14 protein-coding genes are annotated in these 19360 nt (G+C 62.0%); 2 read left to right on the forward strand and 12 right to left on the reverse strand.

What is annotated here, in order from left to right; genetic code table 11:
- The first annotated feature begins 59 nt into the window (after nt 1–59).
- Both pepN and M2281_RS03130 read left to right on the forward strand, forming a co-directional pair.
- Complete coding sequence (gene pepN, locus M2281_RS03125; RefSeq protein WP_280819630.1) at nt 60–2705, forward strand: aminopeptidase N; 2646 nt, start codon at nt 60–62, stop codon at nt 2703–2705.
- A gap of 140 nt (nt 2706–2845) precedes the next feature.
- Entirely contained in the window at nt 2846–5170 is a 2325-nt protein-coding gene (locus M2281_RS03130; RefSeq protein ID WP_280819631.1) for a PAS domain-containing sensor histidine kinase, read from the forward strand.
- A gap of 8 nt (nt 5171–5178) precedes the next feature.
- On the opposite strand, the gene M2281_RS03135 is transcribed toward M2281_RS03130, so the two are convergent.
- From M2281_RS03135 to M2281_RS03190, 12 genes are all read right to left on the reverse strand, one after another.
- On the reverse strand, nt 5179–8145 hold the full coding sequence (locus M2281_RS03135) for a bifunctional [glutamine synthetase] adenylyltransferase/[glutamine synthetase]-adenylyl-L-tyrosine phosphorylase (RefSeq protein WP_280819632.1): 2967 nt from the start codon (nt 8143–8145) through the stop codon (nt 5179–5181).
- Nucleotides 8142–9599: a sensor histidine kinase gene (locus M2281_RS03140; RefSeq protein WP_280819633.1), complete on the reverse strand. Its 1458-nt coding sequence runs from the start codon at nt 9597–9599 to the stop codon at nt 8142–8144. Before M2281_RS03140 ends, M2281_RS03135 begins: the two co-directional genes overlap by 4 nt.
- Before the next feature lie 3 nt (nt 9600–9602).
- On the reverse strand, nt 9603–10277 hold the full coding sequence (locus M2281_RS03145; protein WP_280821094.1) for a response regulator transcription factor: 675 nt from the start codon (nt 10275–10277) through the stop codon (nt 9603–9605).
- A 184-nt stretch (nt 10278–10461) separates the two neighbouring features.
- On the reverse strand, nt 10462–11988 hold the full coding sequence (locus tag M2281_RS03150; protein WP_280819634.1) for a Do family serine endopeptidase: 1527 nt from the start codon (nt 11986–11988) through the stop codon (nt 10462–10464).
- A 117-nt stretch (nt 11989–12105) separates the two neighbouring features.
- A complete protein-coding gene (locus M2281_RS03155; RefSeq protein ID WP_280819635.1) occupies nt 12106–12576 on the reverse strand; it encodes a cytochrome c-type biogenesis protein in 471 nt (156 codons plus the stop codon).
- Complete coding sequence (locus M2281_RS03160; RefSeq protein WP_280819636.1) at nt 12573–14564, reverse strand: heme lyase CcmF/NrfE family subunit; 1992 nt, start codon at nt 14562–14564, stop codon at nt 12573–12575. The genes M2281_RS03155 and M2281_RS03160 overlap by 4 nt, the downstream gene beginning before the upstream one ends.
- A 22-nt stretch (nt 14565–14586) precedes the next feature.
- Nucleotides 14587–15021: a cytochrome c maturation protein CcmE gene (ccmE, locus tag M2281_RS03165; protein ID WP_280819637.1), complete on the reverse strand. Its 435-nt coding sequence runs from the start codon at nt 15019–15021 to the stop codon at nt 14587–14589.
- Nucleotides 15022–15026: 5 nt separating this feature from the next.
- Nucleotides 15027–16169, reverse strand: coding sequence for a c-type cytochrome biogenesis protein CcmI (ccmI, locus tag M2281_RS03170; RefSeq protein WP_280819638.1), 1143 nt, complete (start codon nt 16167–16169; stop codon nt 15027–15029).
- A 100-nt stretch (nt 16170–16269) separates the two neighbouring features.
- The gene (locus tag M2281_RS03175; protein ID WP_280819639.1) at nt 16270–16860 is read right to left on the reverse strand and encodes a hypothetical protein; all 591 of its coding nucleotides are present in this window, start codon (nt 16858–16860) and stop codon (nt 16270–16272) included.
- Nucleotides 16835–18208 (reverse strand): ATP-binding protein, encoded by a 1374-nt coding sequence (locus tag M2281_RS03180; RefSeq protein ID WP_280819640.1) that lies wholly within the window; start codon nt 18206–18208, stop codon nt 16835–16837. Before M2281_RS03180 ends, M2281_RS03175 begins: the two co-directional genes overlap by 26 nt.
- A 40-nt stretch (nt 18209–18248) precedes the next feature.
- Nucleotides 18249–18914 (reverse strand): response regulator transcription factor, encoded by a 666-nt coding sequence (locus tag M2281_RS03185; RefSeq protein WP_280819641.1) that lies wholly within the window; start codon nt 18912–18914, stop codon nt 18249–18251.
- Nucleotides 18915–19013: 99 nt separating this feature from the next.
- A complete protein-coding gene (locus tag M2281_RS03190) occupies nt 19014–19313 on the reverse strand; it encodes a hypothetical protein (protein ID WP_280819642.1) in 300 nt (99 codons plus the stop codon).
- Nucleotides 19314–19360: the final 47 nt, after the last annotated feature.

Below are 19360 nucleotides of genomic sequence, written 5' to 3' on the forward strand. Positions count from 1 at the left end.
CGGCCAGTGATGGAAACATCTGCTTGGAACGAGCAGATCTCAATAGGAAAGTTGTGATAATGCGTACAGATACCGGTCAGGTGTTTCGGCTCGAAGACTACCGCCCGAGCGATTATCTCATCCCCTCGACCGGACTGACCTTCAGGCTTTCGCCCGACGAGACCACGGTGGTCGCCGAGCTGACGATTGAGCGCCGCAACGGCGTAAAAGGTGCCCCGGCGCTGATCCTCGATGGCGATGGCTTGGTCTTGCGCCGCATCGAAATCGACGGAAAGCCGCTTGAGCCCTCCTCCTACACTGCTTCCGCCGATCAACTCATCATCGCCAATCCGCCGGCGTCCGGGCGCTTCAAGCTCCTCCTGGAGACAGAAATCGCCCCGTCGAAAAACGAAGCGCTGATGGGGCTGTACAGGTCCAACGGCGTCTATTGCACCCAGTGCGAAGCGGAGGGCTTTCGCCGCATCACCTATTTCCTCGACCGGCCGGACATCCTGTCGGTCTATACGGTTCGGATCGAGGCGCGGCGCGACGAAGCCCCGCTGCTCTTGTCAAACGGCAATCCCGTCGAAAGCGGCGACCTTGGAGATGGGTGGCACTACGCGGTCTGGGACGATCCCTTCCCGAAGCCGTCCTACCTGTTCGCGCTGGTCGCGGGCGATCTTGGGCGCGTGGGCGACACTTTTGTCACCGCCTCGGGCCGCCAGGTCGAGCTCGGCATCTATGTCGAACATGGCAAGGAGCGCCTGGCCACCTATGCGATGGACGCGCTGAAGCGCTCGATACGCTGGGACGAAGAAGTGTTCGGCTGCGAATACGACCTCGACGTTTTCAATATCGTCGCCGTCTCCGACTTCAACATGGGCGCGATGGAGAACAAGGGTCTCAACATCTTCAACGACAAATATGTGCTCGCTGATGAAGAGACCGCGACCGACACGGATTTCGCGAATATCGAGGCGATCATCGCCCACGAGTATTTCCACAATTGGACAGGCAACAGAATCACTTGCCGCGATTGGTTCCAGCTCTGCCTCAAGGAAGGGCTGACCGTTTTCCGCGATCATGAGTTTTCCGCCGACCAGCGATCGCGTGCAGTCAAGCGCATTGCCGAAGTGCGCACGCTGCGGGCGCATCAGTTCCCCGAGGACCAGGGACCGCTGGCGCATCCGGTGCGTCCGCGCCGCTATCGCGAGATCAACAACTTCTACACGGCCACCGTCTACGAAAAGGGATCCGAGGTCGTGCGCATGATCCGCACCATCCTCGGCGCACAGGCGTTCCGGGAAGGCATGGACCTCTACTTCGAGCGGCATGACGGCGACGCGGCCACGATCGAGGATTTTCTAAAAGTCTTCGAGGAGGTTTCCGGCCAGGACCTGTCGCAGTTCGCGCTCTGGTATCACCAAGCCGGAACGCCGAACGTGACTGTCAGCGGCTCGCACAATGCCGGTTCGGGCGAGTTCACCCTTGAGATCGAGCAGTCGGTGCCGCCGACACCCTCGGAAAGCCGCAAGCGCCTGATGCACATCCCGCTCGCCTTCGGCCTCGTCGGCCCGGACGGCAAGGACATGGCCTATGCGGACGTGGAGGGAGCCGACGTCGCGGACGGAGTGATCCATCTGCGCAAGCGCCGGCACGTGGTGAAGTTCTCGGGCATCGCCGAGCGCCCCTCGGTGTCGTTGAACCGGGGGTTCTCGGCGCCGATCACGCTTTCGATCGCGCAAAGCGCGGAGGATCAGGCCTTCCTGGCACGGCATGACAGCGATGCCTTCTCGCGCTGGCAGGCGTTCAACACGCTTTTGACGGAAACTCTGATTTCCGCCTTCCGCAGCGTGCTCGGCGGCAAGGTGCCCTACTTTTCGCCTGAACTGCTGCGGCTTGCCGGCACGATCGCTACCGATGAAACGCTGGAGCCAGCTTTCAGGGCTCTGGCCTTGGCGTTGCCGGGCGAAGCCGATATCGCCCGCGAGATCGGCAGCAACATCGATCCCGACGCGGTTCGGGCCGGGCGGGAAGCGCTGGCGCTTGCTATCGCGGAGACAAATCGCGAATCTTTCAATGCCTTGTATGCGAGCCTACACGTTGCCGGGCCTTTCAGCCCCGATGCGGCCAGTGCCGGCAAGCGGGCGCTGCGAAACGTGCTTCTCGACTATCTTTCGGCACTGCCGGGAGGTGTCGGCTTGGCTGCCGATCATTTCGCCGGCGCGACCAACATGACCGACCGCGCCGCCGCGATGGGCATTCTCGCGCATCGTCATCGCGGATCGCAGCAGGCGACCGATGCCCTTGCGGCCTTCGAGGCGAAGTATCGTGGCGATGCTTTGGTCATGGACAAGTGGTTCCAGATCCAGGCCTCGACGCCCGGTGCCGAAGCAGTCGACATCGTCCGCAGCTTGATGGAACATCCGGCTTTCTCGATGTCCAATCCAAACCGTGTACGCTCGCTGATTGGAACCTTCGCCAGCGCCAATCAGACCGGCTTCCACCGAGCCGATGGCGCCGGCTACAAGCTGTTCGTCGACACCGTGCTGGCGGTCGAAAAGCGCAACCCGCAGGTCGCGGCACGCCTCGCCACAGCGCTGCGCTCGTGGCGTTCGCTCGAACCGGGCAGGCAAGCCAAGGCACGCGAAGCACTGCTGGCCATCAGCTCGACACCGAACCTGTCGGCCGATTTGCGTGACATCATCGAGAGAACCCTCGCCTGACGAGATATTTTTCTCGTCTACCGAGGCATTTTTTCGCCCGGCCTATGGACAAGGGGAATCACGTTTGATTCTTTATGGATGATTCGGATGTGCGGCGTTACCGGGTCATTCTTAACAAAAGGATTACGGGGAGCCTCTTGATGGCGAAGGCGGACGCGTGGAGCGCGCCCGATGGCGGTGTTTTTGTCCGACGCAAGGGCGCGACCCTGGCGGGCAACGCACGGATCATCGCTGAGCCGGCCTATCGTCGCCTGCTTGCGGCGGAGCCGATCCTGCGCCGTTCCGTCCCTGCCCTCATCGTCACCTTCCTGCTGATCCTCATGGCGGCGCGCTTCATGTCGCTCATGGCCTGGCGCGACGATGTGGAACGCAACGCCAAGGCTTTCCTCAGCCTGGCTGCCAGCCAACTCGCCAGCACGGTCAGCCTCGTCGACAAGGATGGCGGCTCGATTACCGACGAGGGCAAGACGCTCATCGAACGCACCCTGCAGCAAGGCGCCATGGGCAGCCGGCATGTCCTGGCGATCACTGATGGTGCCTTCCGCGTCCTGGCGGTTGCGCCGGTATCGACGCACTGGGAAGGCAAGACGCTCGACAGCATCATTTCAGGTGGGCAACCGCTCTTCATGTTCGGCGAACGCGCCGGTGTCATGGAAGTCCGCATTGACGAGCAGAGCTGGTATGCGGCGGTCAGCCTCGTGAATGGCCGGAAAACCGCGGCCGTCGCGCTCGTTCCTCAGGAAGCTGTATTTTCCGAATGGCGGAAGACCGTTTCGCTCAACGTCACCCTCTTCTTGGTGACCGCGGCGGTTCTCGGCATCCTGCTCTATGCCTACTTCACGCAGGCTGCGCGGGCACAAGCCGCAGACCGGCTCTATCTCGATGCCCATGAACGCATCGACATGGCCCTGGTGCGCGGCCGCTGCGGCCTGTGGGATTGGGACATGGTGCGCGGCAAGATGTACTGGTCGCGCTCGATCTACGAGATGCTGGGCTATGAGCCTTGCAACGAAATGCTGTCCTTCGGCGAAGTGGACGACATCATCCACCGTGAAGATGGCAACCTTTTCCAGCTTGCCAGCCGGGTTGTCGCCCGCGAGATCGACCATATCGACCAGGTCTTCCGCATGCGCCATGCCGACGGCCAATGGGTCTGGATGCGGGCTCGCGCTCAGGTCGTGGACCCGGATGCGCCGGAGATCCAGATGATCGGCATCGCCGTCGACGTCACCGAGCAGCGCCATCTCGTGCTGCGCTCGGAGGCGGCAGACATGCGCCTGCGCACGGCGATCGAGAACATCACTGAGTCCTTCGTGCTGTGGGACCCGCAGCAGCGTCTGGTGATGTGCAACACCAAGTACCAACAGGATCACGGCCTTTCGGACCGCGACGTCGTGCCGGGCACGCCGCGTCATGTCATCGAACAACGGATGGTTGCTTTCGCCGCCGAACGGCGACTGCCCAGCGCCAATATCCATCGCGGCGGCGTGACCTTCGAACGCCAGCTGGCGGACGGCCGCTGGCTGCAGGTCAACGAGCTGAAGACGCGCGACGGCGGCAACGTGTCGGTGGGCTCCGACATCACCCAGATCAAGCAGCATCAGGAAAAGCTGGTCGAAAGCGAACGCCGCCTGATGGCGACGATCCACGACCTGAGCCTCGCGCGCCGCGCCGAGCAGGAACGCTCGCGAGAACTGGTTGAGCTCAACAAGAAATACATGAAGGAAACCGAGCGCGCCGAGGCGGCAAACCGCGCGAAGTCCGAATTCCTTGCCAACATGTCACACGAGCTGCGCACGCCGCTCAATGCGATCATCGGCTTCTCGGAACTGATGGAATCCGGGCTCTTCGGGCCTCTCGGCTCCGACCGCTACGAGGAATATACCCGCGATATCCTGAGCAGCGGACAGTACCTGCTCGGCGTCATCAACGACATCCTCGACATGTCGAAGATCGAAGCTGGCCAGTTCTCCATCGACAGCGAGGAGATCGACCTCAACCCGCTTATCAGCGAGACGGTGCGCGTGATCTCACTGCAGGCGGCGCAGAAGTCGATCACCGTCGAGACCAAGATAGCCGACGCCATGTCGCTCTATGCCGACCGGCGCGCGGTCAAGCAGATCGTTATCAACCTGCTTTCCAACGCGGTGAAGTTTACGGGTCAGGGTGGGCACATCACGGTGCGCGCGCGCAACGTGGCCAAGGCGCTGATGATCACAATCGAAGACAATGGCTGCGGCATTCCGAAATCGGCGCTGGGCAAGCTCGGTCGCCCGTTCGAGCAGGTGCAGAACCAGTTCTCCAAGAACCACACCGGGTCGGGCCTCGGGCTTGCCATCTCCCGCTCGCTCGCCGAACTGCATGGCGGCGCGCTGAAAATCCGCTCCGCGGAAGGCGTCGGCACGATCGTGTCGGTTCGCATCCCGGCAAGCAAGCCGAGACAGGTAATGAAGGAAGCCGCCTGACCGGCAGCCTATCTTTTCTTGCTGCGGAGCAGACGGTCGAAATTGGTCCTCACCTTTCGCGCCGTCTCCTTTAGATGCGCCTCCAGCACGCCGAAATCCGGCAGGTCGGTCGAGCGCAGCAAAAGGTCGGCCAGGCCCGGCGGCATGTCGCTCCGCTCGAAGGCTCCCGTAAGGCACAGGCGGATCATCTGCGTCAGCGACAAATAGAGCGCATAGGCGTCGCACAGTTCCTGCCGCGCCTGGGCATCGGCGAATTCGGGGCTGAGGCGCGCGAGGGTCTCGGCCGTGCTCGCGGTGCACGGTCCCTCCTCGATCCGATGCGTAAGCACTGCCACTTGCGCGATGAACTCGAGATCGATCAGGCCGCCTGGAATGAGCTTGATGTCCCAGAGGTCGCGCGACGGCTTTTCTTCCTCGATCATCTTGCGCATGTCGACCGCCTCTTTGGCGACCTTGGAGAAGTCACGCGGCAAGGCGAGCACCGAAGCCACCTCCGCTTCGACGGCCTCGCAAAGCGTCGGGTCGCCGGCCACAGCACGAGCGCGGGTAATGGCCATATGCTCCCAAGTCCACGCCTCTTCGCGCTGGTATCTGCGGAACGCGTCGATATGCGTGGCAACCGGGCCCTTGTTTCCGGAGGGGCGCAGGCGCAGGTCGAGTTCATAGAGAACGCCCTCCGCCGTCGGCGCCGACACTGCGGCGATCAAGCGCTGCGTCAGGCGGGCATAGTAGTGCGAGGGTGCCAACGGCTTCTCGCCGTCGCTCTCTTCAGCGTCCGGGTCGTGGTCGTAAAGCAGGATCAGGTCGACATCCGAACCGGCGGTCAGTTCGCGGCTGCCCAGCTTGCCCATCCCCAGAATTGCCGCCTTGCCGCCCTTGACCCTGCCATGCCGCACGGCAAATTCGTCGACGACCGCATCCAGCGCACTCCCTATCGTCAAATCGGCGAGATCGGAGAAGGCCGTGCCGGCTCTTGTCGCGTCGATCGAGCCTGCAAGGAGACGCACGCCGATGAGGAATTTCTGCTCCGCTGCAAAGATGCGCAGGCGATCGAGAACATCCTCGTAGGTCTTGGCACCTTCGAGGAAGACCGACAGGCGCGTCGAGAGATAGTTCCTGTCGGGCAGTTCCGACAGCAATAGCGGGTCCAGCAGACCATCGAATACATGCGGGCGCCGGGTGACGATGGTTGCGAGCCGCGGTGCTGTTCCCATGATCGTCGCCAGCAGCCGCAGCAGCGCCGGATTGGATTGCAGGAGCGAGAATAGCTGGATGCCTGCCGGCAACCCGGCCAAAAACTCGTCGAACCGCATCAGGGCTTCATCAGCGCGGCGGGTCTTGCCGAAAGCTTCGAGCAGCGCCGGCGTCAGTTCCGTCAGCCGCTCGCGCGCTTCGGCCGACTGGGTCGCCCGGTAACGCCCAAAATGCCAACTCCGGATGACGCGGCAGATGTCGCTCGGCCTCTCGAAGCCCAGCTTACGCAGGGTTTGCAGCGTGTCGGGGTCGTCCACGTCGCCCGTGAAGACCAGATTACCGACGCCTGAAGACAACTCCGGCGCTGTTTCGAAAAGCGCCGCATAGTGGTGCTCCACCCGATGCAGCGAAGCACGAAACTCGGCCGAAAACGTCTCGCGATCGGCGAAACCGAGCATGTGTGCGATCCGCTCGAGCCCCTCGTCATCCTCTGGCAAAGTGTGGGTCTGCTCGTCTGCGACCATCTGGATCGCGTGTTCCACCCGCCGCAGGAACCAGTATTGCTGCGTGAGCGTGTCCCTCGCCTCGGCGGTGATCCACCCGTGCGCAGCTAGCTGCGCAAGCATTGACACCGTCTCGCGGCCGCGAAGATCGGGGAACCTTCCGCCGGCGATCAACTGCTGGGTCTGCACGAAGAACTCGATCTCGCGAATGCCGCCCCGACCGAGCTTGACGTTGTGTCCCTTCACTGCGATTTCACCATGCCCCTTGTGGGCGTGGATCTGGCGCTTGATCGAATGGACGTCGGCGATTGCCGCAAAGTCCATGTATTTGCGCCAGACATAGGGCTGCAGTTCCTTGAGGAAGGCCGCGCCTGCCTTGAGGTCACCTGCAACGGCGCGCGCCTTGATCATGGCAGCGCGCTCCCAGTTCTGGCCGCGCCCTTCGTAATAGAGCAAGGCGGCCTGAACGGGGATCGCCAGCGGCGTCGAGCCCGGGTCCGGGCGCAAGCGCAGATCGGTGCGGAAGACGTAGCCGTGCTCGGTGCGATCCTGCAGGATTTTCACGAGCCGCCGCGTCATGCGCGCGAAAAGTTCCGCCGCCCCAAAAGGATCGGTGATAGCCGGCGCATCCGGCTCGAAAAACACCACGAGGTCGATGTCGGAGGAGAAGTTGAGCTCATGGGCGCCGAGCTTGCCCATGCCGAGCAGAATCCAGCCTGAGCCCTCGGCCGGCTTTTCCGGGTCGGGGAGGCTCAGCTTGCCCTGAAAATGCGCCTCACGCAGCAGGAAGTCCGAAGCAGCACGAACGCAGGCGTCGGCAAGGTCGCTGAGGCGCCGAACCGTGGTGGCGGTGTCGGATTCGCCAGCAAGCTCGGCCAACGCGATGAGAAAATGCGCCTCGAGCTTCAGCCGGCGCAGCGCCATCATCAGGCTCTTTTCGGACACGTCCTCCGCACGTACTGCCGCCGCGATTTCACCTTGGATGAAAAGCAGCCGGTCGTCGATCGTGTGGTCAAACAGCGCCTCGAGGATTTCCGGCCGTCGGCGCGCGCAATCGCGCATGAAAATCGAAAGATCGAACACAGCCTCCAGAAAAGCTGCCAGGCGGCTCTTTCCGTTTAGCAGTGCAGAAAGCCGCTTGAGCCCTGCTTCCTTCGCCGTATCAGCAATCTCGGCGATCTCGCGGCTGGCGCGGTGCGGATCGAGCGGGACTAAATCCGGCACGGGACTGCCGAACCAGGGTTGGTCCTTCGGCTTGGCCGCCAGTCCTGTGGTCATTTCCCGATCTCTCTCTGGGGGAAGCTCATGGTGACGGATAATCCAGGGTCGGCCGAGGCAAGTTCAAGGTGCCCATGATGAAATTTCATGACCGCCTTGGTCAGGCTGAGGCCGAGGCCGGAGCCCGGCTGCGAGCGGCTTTTCTCCAACCGCACGAAGCGCTCAGTGGCCCTTTCCCGGTCCACATCGTCGGGAATGCCCGGCCCGTTGTCGACCACCCGCAACCGGACCTCATTGCCGATCTTTTCCAGCGTGACGCGCACTGCAGGTTTGTCGGCGGCATCGAGCGAATATTTTATGGCGTTGTCGACAATGTTCGACAGCGCCTGGCCGATGAGTTCACGATTTCCGTCGATGACGAGCGAGCCCGTGACCGGCGCCTCGAGCTCGACGCCGCTCTCCTCAGCCACCGGCTCGTAGAGTTCGGCCACATCCTGCACGATCGCTACGAGATCGACCTTAGCGACGGCCTCCGACGAATAGCCGGCCTCCAGCCGCGATATCATCAGGATGGCGTTGAAGGTTCTTATCAGCTGGTCGGACTCGGCAATGGTGCTTTCGAGGGCGGCTCTGTACTCGTCGGAAGTGGACCGGCTGGAAAGTGCTGCTTCGGCACGATTGCGCAAGCGGGTCAGCGGCGTTTTCAAGTCATGGGCAATGTTGTCGGAAACCTGTTTCAGCCCCTCGTTCAGATCGGCGATACGCTCCAGCATGGTATTGAGGTTTTCCGACAGTCGATCGAATTCGTCGCCTGCCCCCGTGACCGGCAGACGCCCGGAAAGGTCGCCGCCCATGATGCGTCGGCTGGCGTCCGAGACGCTGTCGATGTGCTTCAGCGCCCGACGTCCGACGAAATACCAGATGAGCAATGCGCCGAGGCCCATCATGCCGAGCGCGGCCATGAGCGCGCGCTGGACCACCTCGCGGAAACGTTCCGGCTCCGACAGATCTCGCCCGACAAGCACGATCATCTGATTGGGCAGGCGCAGGACCACGGCTATTGCGTCATGCCGCGGCGCAATCTCCGCCGCAGTACCGCCAGACGTCGAAGCGTCGGCGCTCTTGCGTTCCGCACTGTTGTCGCCGAAGCGCTGGTAGGCAAAAGGCCGATCAGTCCAACCTTCATTTTGAAGAACGCCCGGCTCAAGGCTCTGGACATTGCCGGCAAGAATGCGGCCATTGGAATCGGCGATCAGATAAAGATTGGCGCCCGGTTGCCGCGCCCTGCGCTCGATGGTGCGAACCAGAAGCGGCAGCCCTCCCCGCTGATAGGCCTGTCCCAGACCCTGCACCTCTTCGTTGATTGTCTCCATCGTCTGCTCGGTCAGCATGGTTGCCGACAACGACGTCATGTAGAAGACGAGCAGAATGGCGCAGAGAGTAAACAGCAGCAGGTAAAGGGCCGACAGCCGCGCGGCCGTCGTCTTCATGATGGCAGGCAACCTAAAGGCCATCGGCTAACCGGCCTTGAGCATATAGCCTGCGCCACGAACCGTATGCAGGATTGGGCTTGAGAAGCCTTTTTCGATCTTGCTGCGCAGCCGCGAAATGTGGACGTCGATGACGTTGGTCTGCGGATCGAAGTGATAGTCCCAGACATTCTCCAGGAGCATGGTGCGCGTCACGACCTGGCCGGCGTGGCGCATGAGATATTCGAGCAGGCGAAATTCGCGTGGCTGCAGCGTAATGTCGAGCACACCGCGGCGGACCGTGTGAGAAAGCCGATCGAGTTCAAGGTCGCCGATGCGGTAGACCGTCTCAGCTTCCCGAGAGGCTGTCCGGCGATTCAGAACCTCGATCCGCGCCAGCAATTCGGAGAAGGCGTAAGGCTTGGTGAGATAGTCGTCACCGCCGGCGCGAAGCCCGGTGACGCGGTCGTCGACCTCGCCAAGAGCCGACAGGATGAGAACCGGCGTGGTGTTGCCGCGCGACCTGAGCCCGGCGATAACCGAAAGTCCGTCACGTCGTGGCAGCATGCGATCGATGACCATGACGTCGTAATCGCCTGAATCGGCGAGCGCGAATCCGGTTTCCCCGTCGCGGGCCACATGAGCAGTATGACCTGCTTCGGCCAATGCCTTTTCCAGGTACTCCGCAGCCTCGCGGTCATCTTCGATAACGAGAATCTTCATCTGGCCACTATACGCGATTTCGCCGGGTTCAAGGATACTTACGTCCATCACCGATCTCCAACAAGATGCGGCAGCAGGTCTTGCAACCTGCTGCCGCGGGGTTGGTGCGAACTGACAAAACCGCGCAACCCCTTCCAATGCGTACCGGAACGGTGGGGGCCGCATCGGAAAGTCCGGCGATGGATCAGCCCTTGTTCACAGGGAGCGTGACGAAGCGGTTGGTATCCTCACGCGAGACCTGGACGAGGATCGCTTTGCGGCCGGCCTTGGCCGCATCTTCCATTGCTTTGGTAACATCGCCCGGCGCCTTCACTTCCGCCGAATTGACGGCCGTGATGACGTCGCCAGCCTGGATGCCGCGGTCAGCTGCATCGCTGTCGGGCTCGACTGCGGTCACAACCAGACCCTTGCCGTCATCGGCGCTGGTCACCGTCATGCCGAGATCAGCCAGCGTTTCCGTCGCGTTCTGCGGCGCCTGCTGCTGGTCAGCCGAAGCCTGCTTGTCCGAGGTCGGAAGCGCACCGAGATCGATCTTCATCGTCTCCGACTTGCCGTTGCGCAGCAACGTCACCTCGACCGCCTTGCCAGGAGGGTTGGCGCCGATGACGCGGGCGAGCTCGCGAGACGAGGAAACATCCTTGCCGTCGACCTGCGTGATAATGTCACCCGAAACGATGCCGGCCTTCTTTGCCGGGCCGTCGTCCTGAACGCCAGCGACGAGTGCGCCCTTGGCCTCCTTCAGACCGAGCGACTCGGCAATGTCCGCCGTTACCGGCTGAATCTGGACGCCCAGCCAGCCGCGCTTGACGCTGCCGTCCTTCATCAGGTCTTGAACAACCTGCTTGGCAGTCGTGGCTGGGATCGCGAAGGCAATGCCGACGCTGCCGCCCGAAGGCGAGAAGATCGCCGTGTTGACGCCCACGACCTGGCCGTTGAGGTTGAAGGCCGGACCGCCGGAATTGCCGCGGTTCACCGCTGCGTCGATCTGGATGAAGTCGTCATAGGGGCCCGCACCGATGTCGCGGCCACGTGCCGAAACGATGCCTGCAGTGACGGTGCCGCCAAGGCCGAAGGGATTGCCGACCGCAACCACCCAGTCGCCGACCCGGACCTTGTTGTCGTCAGCGAAGTCGACATAGGTGAACTTGCCGCCACCGTCGACCTTCAGAACGGCGAGGTCAGTGCGCGGGTCGGTGCCGATCAGCTTGGCGTCGAGTTCCTTGCCGTCATTGGTGACGACGGTGAAGGACGAACCGTCCTCAACGACGTGATTGTTGGTGACGAGATAGCCGTCATCCGAAATGAAGAAACCCGAGCCCTGTGCGACCGGGCGCGGCTGGTGTTCATGATTGCGGTGCCAGCGCTGGCCATTCTGCCACTCCCCGCCCCTGAACTGGCGGAAGAAGCGCTTCATCGGATGATCGTCGGGAAGATTGTCGAAGCCGCGCGGGCCAAACGAGCCGTCCTCTTCATTCGCCATCTGGTCGACCTTCGACTTTACGCGAACGCTGACGACCGCCGGCGAAACCTTTTCTACAACATCGGCAAAGCTGGGAGCCTGGGGAGCTTCCACTCGCACCGGATCGGCGAGAACCGCCTGGGTTCCCGAAGTAACCGCGCTAAGGCCGATCGCGCCGGCAATGGCGATGGAGGCAGCTGCAGCCAGCAGCCGGCCGCGATTCTTCGAAACGGGGTTAGGAGAATTGGTCATGAGCTATCCTCTTGAACGGGGACACGAACGCATCCACTCGCAAGAGTGATAGGAGGAACTACATTACGGCGCTCTTTCCGCCGGATGAAACTTTCGTAATGTTTCGGCCTGGAGCGACTACTGGTCCTTGCGCAGGATTTTGTCGAGCGCCTTCTTTTCTTGCTCGGAGAGCTCGGCAACCTCGACACTACGCCGCGAACGAACGGCGTAAAGCACCGCCACGCCACCGCAAAGAAGCAGCGCCAGCGGCGCGCCCCACAAGAAGGCATTGCGCAGGCTGAAGCGCGGCTTCAGTAGCACGAACTCACCATAGCGGGACACGATATAATCCAGCACCTGGTCGTTGGTGTCACCTGCCTTGAGACGCTCGCGCACCAACACGCGCAGATCGCGCGCCAGATCCGCATCGGATTGGTCGATCGACTGGTTCTGGCAGACCATGCAGCGCAGTTCTTCCGACAGCAGGCGCGCGCGCGCTTCCAGTGCCGGATCCTGCAGCATCTCGTCGGGCTGAACGGCATAGGCCGCGCCGCTGAAGGTCAGCGCGCAAAGTAGGGCCGCAACGGCTATGCGGGGGAACCGTCTCATGTCGTTACCGGCCTTGCCTTGTCGGCCGGGCGGGCAGAACGGCGGGCCGGCGCGCCGACGCGCAGTCGCCGATCCGTCAACGACACCGTGCCGCCAACCATCATAACCAGGCCGCCGAGCCAAATGAGCGTCACCAGCGGCTTCCACCACATGCGGACCACCACAGCCCCATCGGTCTGCTCGTCACCCAGTGAGACGTAGAGCTGGCTGAAGCCCATCGTCTTGATGCCAGCTTCCGTCGTGGGCATGCGGCGAGCCGGATAGAAGCGCTTAGATGATATGACTTCAAGCTTGTCCTTGCCATCAGGTCCGACTAGGACGAAGCGTCCGCGGTCCTCGGTGAAATTCGGTCCCTGGAACGGGTGCAGCCCGTCAAAGCGAACCACACGGCCGGCAACTTCAGTGGTATCGCCCGGGTGCATAGTCAGAATCCGCTCGGATTCGAAAGAAACCGCGCTGACGATACCAAGCAGGGTAAGGCCCAGCCCGAGATGGGCAATCGCAGTTCCGAATACCGACCCGGGCAGCCCGACGAAACGGCTGATCGCCGTCTTCAGCGGCACATTGCCAATGCCTGACTTCAAAGCCAGATCAGTCAGCGCGCCGAGAACCAACCAGACTGCGATCCCGATGCCAAGTGCGGTGAAAACCGCCGCCTTGTCGATGAACAGCACCGTCACCAGAACCGCCAGAAGCGCACCGCCAAAAGCTACCATGAGCCGCTGCGCGGCAGCAAAGATGTCGCCGCGCTTCCACGCGAGCAGCGGACCAAAGGGTATTAGCAGCAGAACAGGCACCATCAGGGCGCCGAAGGTGAGGTTGAAGAACGGAGCGCCGACGGAGATCTTATCTCCAGTCGTCGCCTCGAGAAGCAGCGGATAGAGAGTGCCTATCAGAACGGTGGCCGCGGCGGTGGTCAGGAACAGGTTGTTTAGGACCAGAGAACCTTCACGCGAAATAGGCTGGAAAATGCCGCCCGCCGTTAGGCTGCCGGCGCGTAGCGCAAACAATGCCAGCGACCCGCCGATGAAAAGCGTCAAAATGCACAGGATGAAGATGCCTCGGCTCGGATCGGTGGCAAAGGCATGAACCGATGTCAAAACGCCCGAGCGAACAAGGAAGGTGCCAAGCAGCGAAAGCGAGAAGGTCAGGATCGCAAGCAACAGCGTCCAGATCTTCAGGGCCGAGCGCTTTTCCATCACGATGGCCGAATGCAGCAGTGCCGTGCCGGCGAGCCACGGCATGAAGGAAGCGTTTTCGACCGGGTCCCAGAACCAGAAGCCGCCCCAGCCGAGCTCGTAATAAGCCCAGTAGGAGCCCATCGCGATGCCACCGGTCAGGAAGACCCAGGCCGCAAGCGTCCATGGGCGCACCCAGCGGGCCCAAGCGGCATCGATCTTTCCATCGATGAGCGCTGCGACCGCAAAGGAGAAGCAGACCGAGAAGCCGACATAGCCGAGATAGAGAAGCGGCGGATGGATGGCGAGGCCGACGTCCTGAAGGACGGGATTGAGGTCGCGCCCCTCGATCGGGGCCGGGATGAGACGCGTGAAGGGATTGGACGTGGTCAGGATAAACAGAAAGAAGGCCGCTCCGATCCACCCCTGGACGGCCAGCACATTGGCGCGCAGCGTCGCCGGCAGGTTCGCCCCGAACGCCGCAACGAGCGCCCCGAAGAAGGTCAGGATCAGCACCCAGAGGAGCATGGAGCCTTCATGGTTGCCCCAGGTTCCGGTGAACTTATAGAGCATCGGCTGCAGCGAATGGGAATTTTCCCACACATTCACGACCGAGAAATCGGACTGCAGGTAGGCCGAGGCGAGAGCCAAGAAGGACAGCGCCGTCAGCCCGAATCCGGTCACTGCGACCGGACCGCCGACCGCCATCAGCCTCTCATTACCGCTGCGCGCACCAAATAGCGGCACCAGCGACTGCACCAACGAAAGCGCGAAGGCGAGAACGAGTGCGAAATGACCGATTTCAACCATGGAGGTGCTGGCTTTCCTTCACTCAGTTCTCCTGCCAGACGCCCTTGGCCTTCAGGCCTTCGGCGACTTCCTTGGGCATGTAGTTCTCATCGTGCTTGGCCAGCACGCTGTCGGCAATGAACACGCCATCCGGGCCGAAGCTGCCCTCGGTGATGACGCCCTGATCCTCGCGGAAGAGGTCCGGCAAAATGCCGTTGTAGGTCACCTTCACGGACTTCTCGTGATCTGTCACGCCGAAGCTGACCTGCGTTCCCTGCCCACGCACGATGGAACCCTTTTCCACGAGCCCGCCGAGGCGAATTCGCTGGCCGGGCTGCAGCGTCGCGGTCTGGAGATCGGCAGGCATGAAAAAGTAAGACGCCTTCTGCCCAAGCGCATAGAAAGTCAGCGCGGTCGCCGCGATCAGGAAGGCCGCGCCGACGCCGATGATGGACAGCCTCTTCCGCTTGCGCGTCATGCGTATTACTCCGTCGCCGACAGGCCAAGAGTGGCCGCAAATTCGGCGAATTTCTTGCCGTCTTCGGTGGTCGCGCCAAGAGCCTCGATCCCGCGTTTCAACGCGGCATGGGCCTCGTCATTCTTGCCGAGCACGAGGTAGGACCGCAAAAGCCGCTGCCAGCCCTCTACGTCATGCGGGTTTTGGCGGAGCTTTTCATCCAGTTTGGCAACCATCGTCTCGATCATCGCCTTGCGGTCTTCCGGCGACATCGAAGCGGCAGCTTCCATATCCTGTTTCGACGGGCCGGGCGCAGCCTTTGCAACTGGGGCGCCGGTCATGCGCTTTTGGGTCTCGGCGAGCGCCGCTTCAGTCGGGCTGCGCCACGGGGAATCCGCAGGCAGACTTGCCAGCATCGCCTCCCAGGCGCTCGCGGCCTCCTGTATCTTGCCATCCTGCACAAGAGCGGTGGCCAGATAGAAGCGGGACTTCGGCTGATCCTTTTCCAGCCTCAGCGCGCGCTCAAATGCCTGCTGGGCTTCTGCGGAAACCATTCCATCCGCAGCATCAGTGATTGCTTCGCCGAGACCGGCCTCTCTGTCGGCCGTCGAGCCTTGAAGTCTGATCGCGTTGCGATAGGCCGTTACCGCCTGATCGTAGCGCCCTATCCGCAGATAGACCGGCGCCAGCACGTCCCAGCCGCGACCGTCCTGTGGGTTGCCTGCAAGATGGGCCTCGGCGCGCGCGATTAGCTCATCGACGGAACTGTCCGCCGGATTTTGCGCAAGCCGTTCCCGCAAAGGCTGGGACGGAATGTCCGGAGAACCAAGAATGCTGTAGAGGCCCCAGCTGATCAGGGGCACCGCCAACACTGCAGCAACACCCAACGAGCGCGCGACGGAAACAGAGCTTGTAAAAATCCGCTGCTGCTTGTCGTCACTGCCCAGGCGAATGATGCGCCTTGCGATCTCGGCACGCGCCTGTTCCGCGTCCGTCGGCTGGATCAGGCCGCGCGCGGCATCGCGGTCAAGCTCGGCGAGCTGGTCGCGATAGACTTCGAGGTCGTGCGCGCCGCCGCTCGAATCATTCTTCGAGCGGCCGGCCAGCGGCATCAGGACCGCAAGGCTGGCCGCCAGCGTCAGCAAAGCGGCAATGAACCAAAAAACCATGCCCCTTAATAGCCTCAGCGAATAGGTGTGCCAACATACGCGACCTGCGGCGGATTGACGGCTTTCGTCCGGCTATTCCAGGCGCTCCACAAGACCAAAATCAGGTCAGAGGCGTCCAGCTGCCATCGGGATTGCGGCAAGCCGTGCCGCGCGCAGTTCGCGACTGGCCGGCAACGAACACGGTCTGCGTATACTGACGGCAGTCCTGGGAACCGACTCGATACGGCTGCGCGGCGACCACCTGGCCGGAACGTCCCTGCTGCTGGCCCTGCCAGGCGACCGGCTGGCCGCTCTGGGTGTATTCGAGGGCCCTGTACTCCGCCTCAAGCGCGCTGCGCCGCTCGCTGTCGTCCAAGCTCGATCCAATGGAGCCACCTATAAGGCCGCCATCCATCGCGGCGATGATCGTTGACGTCACCCTGGCTCGGCCGGAAGACGCCTGACCGCCGGCAATACCGCCCCAAGCGGAGCCCGTACTGCTGCTCAAGCCGGTCGTTGTGCACCCTGAAACGGCAAACAATCCGACAACCAGCGCCGCGCCAATTCTCCTGCCTGCCATCAATTCAAAAATTCCTTCAACGATCAAAGACTTGGGAGTCGCATTTGGGTCAATACTGGACCGAAATTCGGCCGCTGAAAATCCGCCCTGCAAAGCTATTACCATTTTACTGCACACTACGAAGTTGAACAATCGCTTTAAGCCCGCCCAAGGCCGATCGTTCCAACATTAATTGCCCGCCATATTCCTTGATAAGATCGGCGACGATCGCCAATCCGAGCCCCGTGCCGGGCTTTGTCTCGTCGAGCCTCTTCCCGCGCTTTAGCGCGTCGCGTGCCTTCTCCTCGGGAATGCCGGGCCCGTCATCTTCGATGGCGATAGAAAACTCGCCAGCCGTGCCGCTGTTCGGGGCAGTCTCAACTGAAACCCGCACCTCGGCCTTCGCCCACTTCATTGCATTTTCGAGCAGATTGCCGACCACTTCCTCTAGGTCCTCGCGTTCGCCGCCGAACACGATTTCGGAAGTCGGCAGAGCAAGCGAGAGCTGGGTGTCCGGGCCGAGCTTCGTCATCACCCGCACCATGCGCTGAAGGACCGGCACCACTGGCGTGCGATAGACCACGCTGTCGCGTTGTGCGGCGACACGCGCGCGCTGCAGGTAGTGTTCGACCTGGCTTTGCATGGCTTCGGCCTGATCGACAATCAGCTTGCCCTTGACGCCCCCAAGCGCCCTGCCCTCGTTGAGAAGCACGGCCAGAGGCGTCTTCAGCGAATGAGCCAGATTGCCGACCTGCGTGCGCGAACGTTCGACGATGCGCCGATTATTATCGATCAGGGCGTTGGTTTCGTTGGCAAGCGGCTCGATCTCGGCCGGGAATTTGCCGTCCAGGCGCTGGGCGCTGCCTTCACGGACCATCGCCAGCGCTGCCCGGACCCGGCTGAGCGGGCGCAAGCCCATGAGGATCGCGATCGCATTGATAGCAATCATGCCGAAGCCGAAGAGCGACAGGTAAGTTAGCAGTCGCCGGTCGAAGATGCCGATCTCGTGCTCTAACTCGCTGCGATTGCCCATCACCCGAAAACGCGCGATCCGGTTCTTGGCGTCGAGAACGAACTCGTTCTCGAGCACCTCGATCTCTTCTCCCGCAATACCTTCCATCCTGTAGTTTCGCTGGAAGGAGGTATTGAAAGGCACCTCCGTCGTCGACGGCGATGGTATGGCCTCGGTCATCGACAGGGAGCGAAGCCCGCCGCTCAAGCCCTGCGAAACGGGTTCGACCGACCAGTACCAGCCGGATTTTGGCTCCGAAAATCTGAGATCACCAAGATCGGGGCCACCGGTCAGCACGCCCGGCTCGGACACGCCGACCGAGCCGATGAGGTTGAACAGATGTGCCGACAGAAGGCTCTCGAAGCCCCGTTCACTCGCCTGGCGATAGAGGGTCGCGATCACCGTATAGATGACGATCAGCGCAACCACCGCCCAGATCGTCGAAAAGGCGATGACGCGAAAGGTCAGCGAGCGAGGGCCGAAAGTCATCTGTCACACCCGGAGGCCGTTCTTTCGGCAACTACCGGTTTCATGATGCAGGCTCGCGCATCCGGTAGCCCATGCCGCGCACCGTCTCGATCATATCGACGCCCATCTTCTTGCGAAGGCGGCCGACGAACACCTCGATGGTGTTGGAATCCCGATCGAAATCCTGGTCGTAGAGATGCTCGACCAGTTCGGTCCGCGACACGACCTCGCCCATGTGGTGCATCAGATAGGCGAGAAGCCGGAACTCGTGCGATGTGAGCTTGAGCGGAACGCCGTTAACATTGGCTTTCGAAGCCTTGGTGTCGAGACGCACCGGGCCGCACGACAGCTCGGACGAAGCATGCCCTGCAGCCCGCCGGATCAGTGCGCGCATGCGCGCCAGCACTTCTTCGATATGATAGGGCTTTGTCACATAGTCGTCGGCGCCGGCGTCGATGCCGGCGACCTTGTCGCTCCAGCGATCACGGGCGGTCAGGATAAGCACCGGCATCTTTCGGCCATCGCGGCGCCAGCGCTCGACAACACTGATCCCGTCCATCTGCGGCAAGCCGATATCGAGAACGACGGCATCATACGGCTCGGTGTCGCCAAGGAAATGCCCCTCCTCGCCGTCGTAAGCGCGATCGACGACATAGCCTGCGTCGCTCAGCGCGTCCGAAAGCTGCCGGTTCAGTTCCTTGTCATCTTCAACAACCAGTATCCGCATGCGCTATTCGCCTGTTGTCGCAAAAGCCGGCACAAATTGTCGCAAAAGCCGGCAGAAATAGGTCGATTTCCGCCGGGTGGGAAATTGCGCGTCCAAAACTCAATTCTGGGGTACCACGAACTCGGCACGCCGTGGCCGCTGCCCGTCCTTGCCCGGCACCAGCACCACGATGACGCAGACCTCCTGCCCCCCCTGCGTGGAAGAGTTCGCCTTGGCAAGCGTTCCCCCATTCTGGGCGGCCACCTGCTGGCCGATCGCGTAGCAATCAGCCGACGCGACAACCATCGAATCGTCGTCGGCAGGGTCAGCAGCCGGGGCAGCCGACAACCGAGGCGCAATCAGCACTGACGCACATAGCGACAGAGCAACAGACCAGAAAATGGAGCGGTGCGTCTTCATGATTATCGTCATTAACCGATGACTGCTGAACACGAAATGAACACAGA

Origin of the sequence: Pseudaminobacter soli (ex Li et al. 2025), from assembly GCF_029892515.1 — a bacterium.
Taxonomy (GTDB): domain Bacteria; phylum Pseudomonadota; class Alphaproteobacteria; order Rhizobiales; family Rhizobiaceae; genus Pseudaminobacter; species Pseudaminobacter soli_A.

Excerpts from the sequence above, each read along its gene's own strand:
- pepN (WP_280819630.1), top strand. The coding sequence starts at position 60 with ATGCGTACAGATACCGGTCAGGTGTTTCGGCTCGAAGACTACCGCCCG.
- M2281_RS03130 (WP_280819631.1), top strand. The coding sequence starts at position 2,846 with ATGGCGAAGGCGGACGCGTGGAGCGCGCCCGATGGCGGTGTTTTTGTC.
- M2281_RS03135 (WP_280819632.1), bottom strand. The coding sequence starts at position 8,145 with ATGACCACAGGACTGGCGGCCAAGCCGAAGGACCAACCCTGGTTCGGC.
- M2281_RS03140 (WP_280819633.1), bottom strand. The coding sequence starts at position 9,599 with ATGGCCTTTAGGTTGCCTGCCATCATGAAGACGACGGCCGCGCGGCTG.
- M2281_RS03145 (WP_280821094.1), bottom strand. The coding sequence starts at position 10,277 with ATGAAGATTCTCGTTATCGAAGATGACCGCGAGGCTGCGGAGTACCTG.
- M2281_RS03150 (WP_280819634.1), bottom strand. The coding sequence starts at position 11,988 with ATGACCAATTCTCCTAACCCCGTTTCGAAGAATCGCGGCCGGCTGCTG.
- M2281_RS03155 (WP_280819635.1), bottom strand. The coding sequence starts at position 12,576 with ATGAGACGGTTCCCCCGCATAGCCGTTGCGGCCCTACTTTGCGCGCTG.
- M2281_RS03160 (WP_280819636.1), bottom strand. The coding sequence starts at position 14,564 with ATGGTTGAAATCGGTCATTTCGCACTCGTTCTCGCCTTCGCGCTTTCG.
- ccmE (WP_280819637.1), bottom strand. The coding sequence starts at position 15,021 with ATGACGCGCAAGCGGAAGAGGCTGTCCATCATCGGCGTCGGCGCGGCC.
- ccmI (WP_280819638.1), bottom strand. The coding sequence starts at position 16,169 with ATGGTTTTTTGGTTCATTGCCGCTTTGCTGACGCTGGCGGCCAGCCTT.
- M2281_RS03180 (WP_280819640.1), bottom strand. The coding sequence starts at position 18,208 with ATGACTTTCGGCCCTCGCTCGCTGACCTTTCGCGTCATCGCCTTTTCG.
- M2281_RS03185 (WP_280819641.1), bottom strand. The coding sequence starts at position 18,914 with ATGCGGATACTGGTTGTTGAAGATGACAAGGAACTGAACCGGCAGCTT.
- M2281_RS03190 (WP_280819642.1), bottom strand. The coding sequence starts at position 19,313 with ATGAAGACGCACCGCTCCATTTTCTGGTCTGTTGCTCTGTCGCTATGT.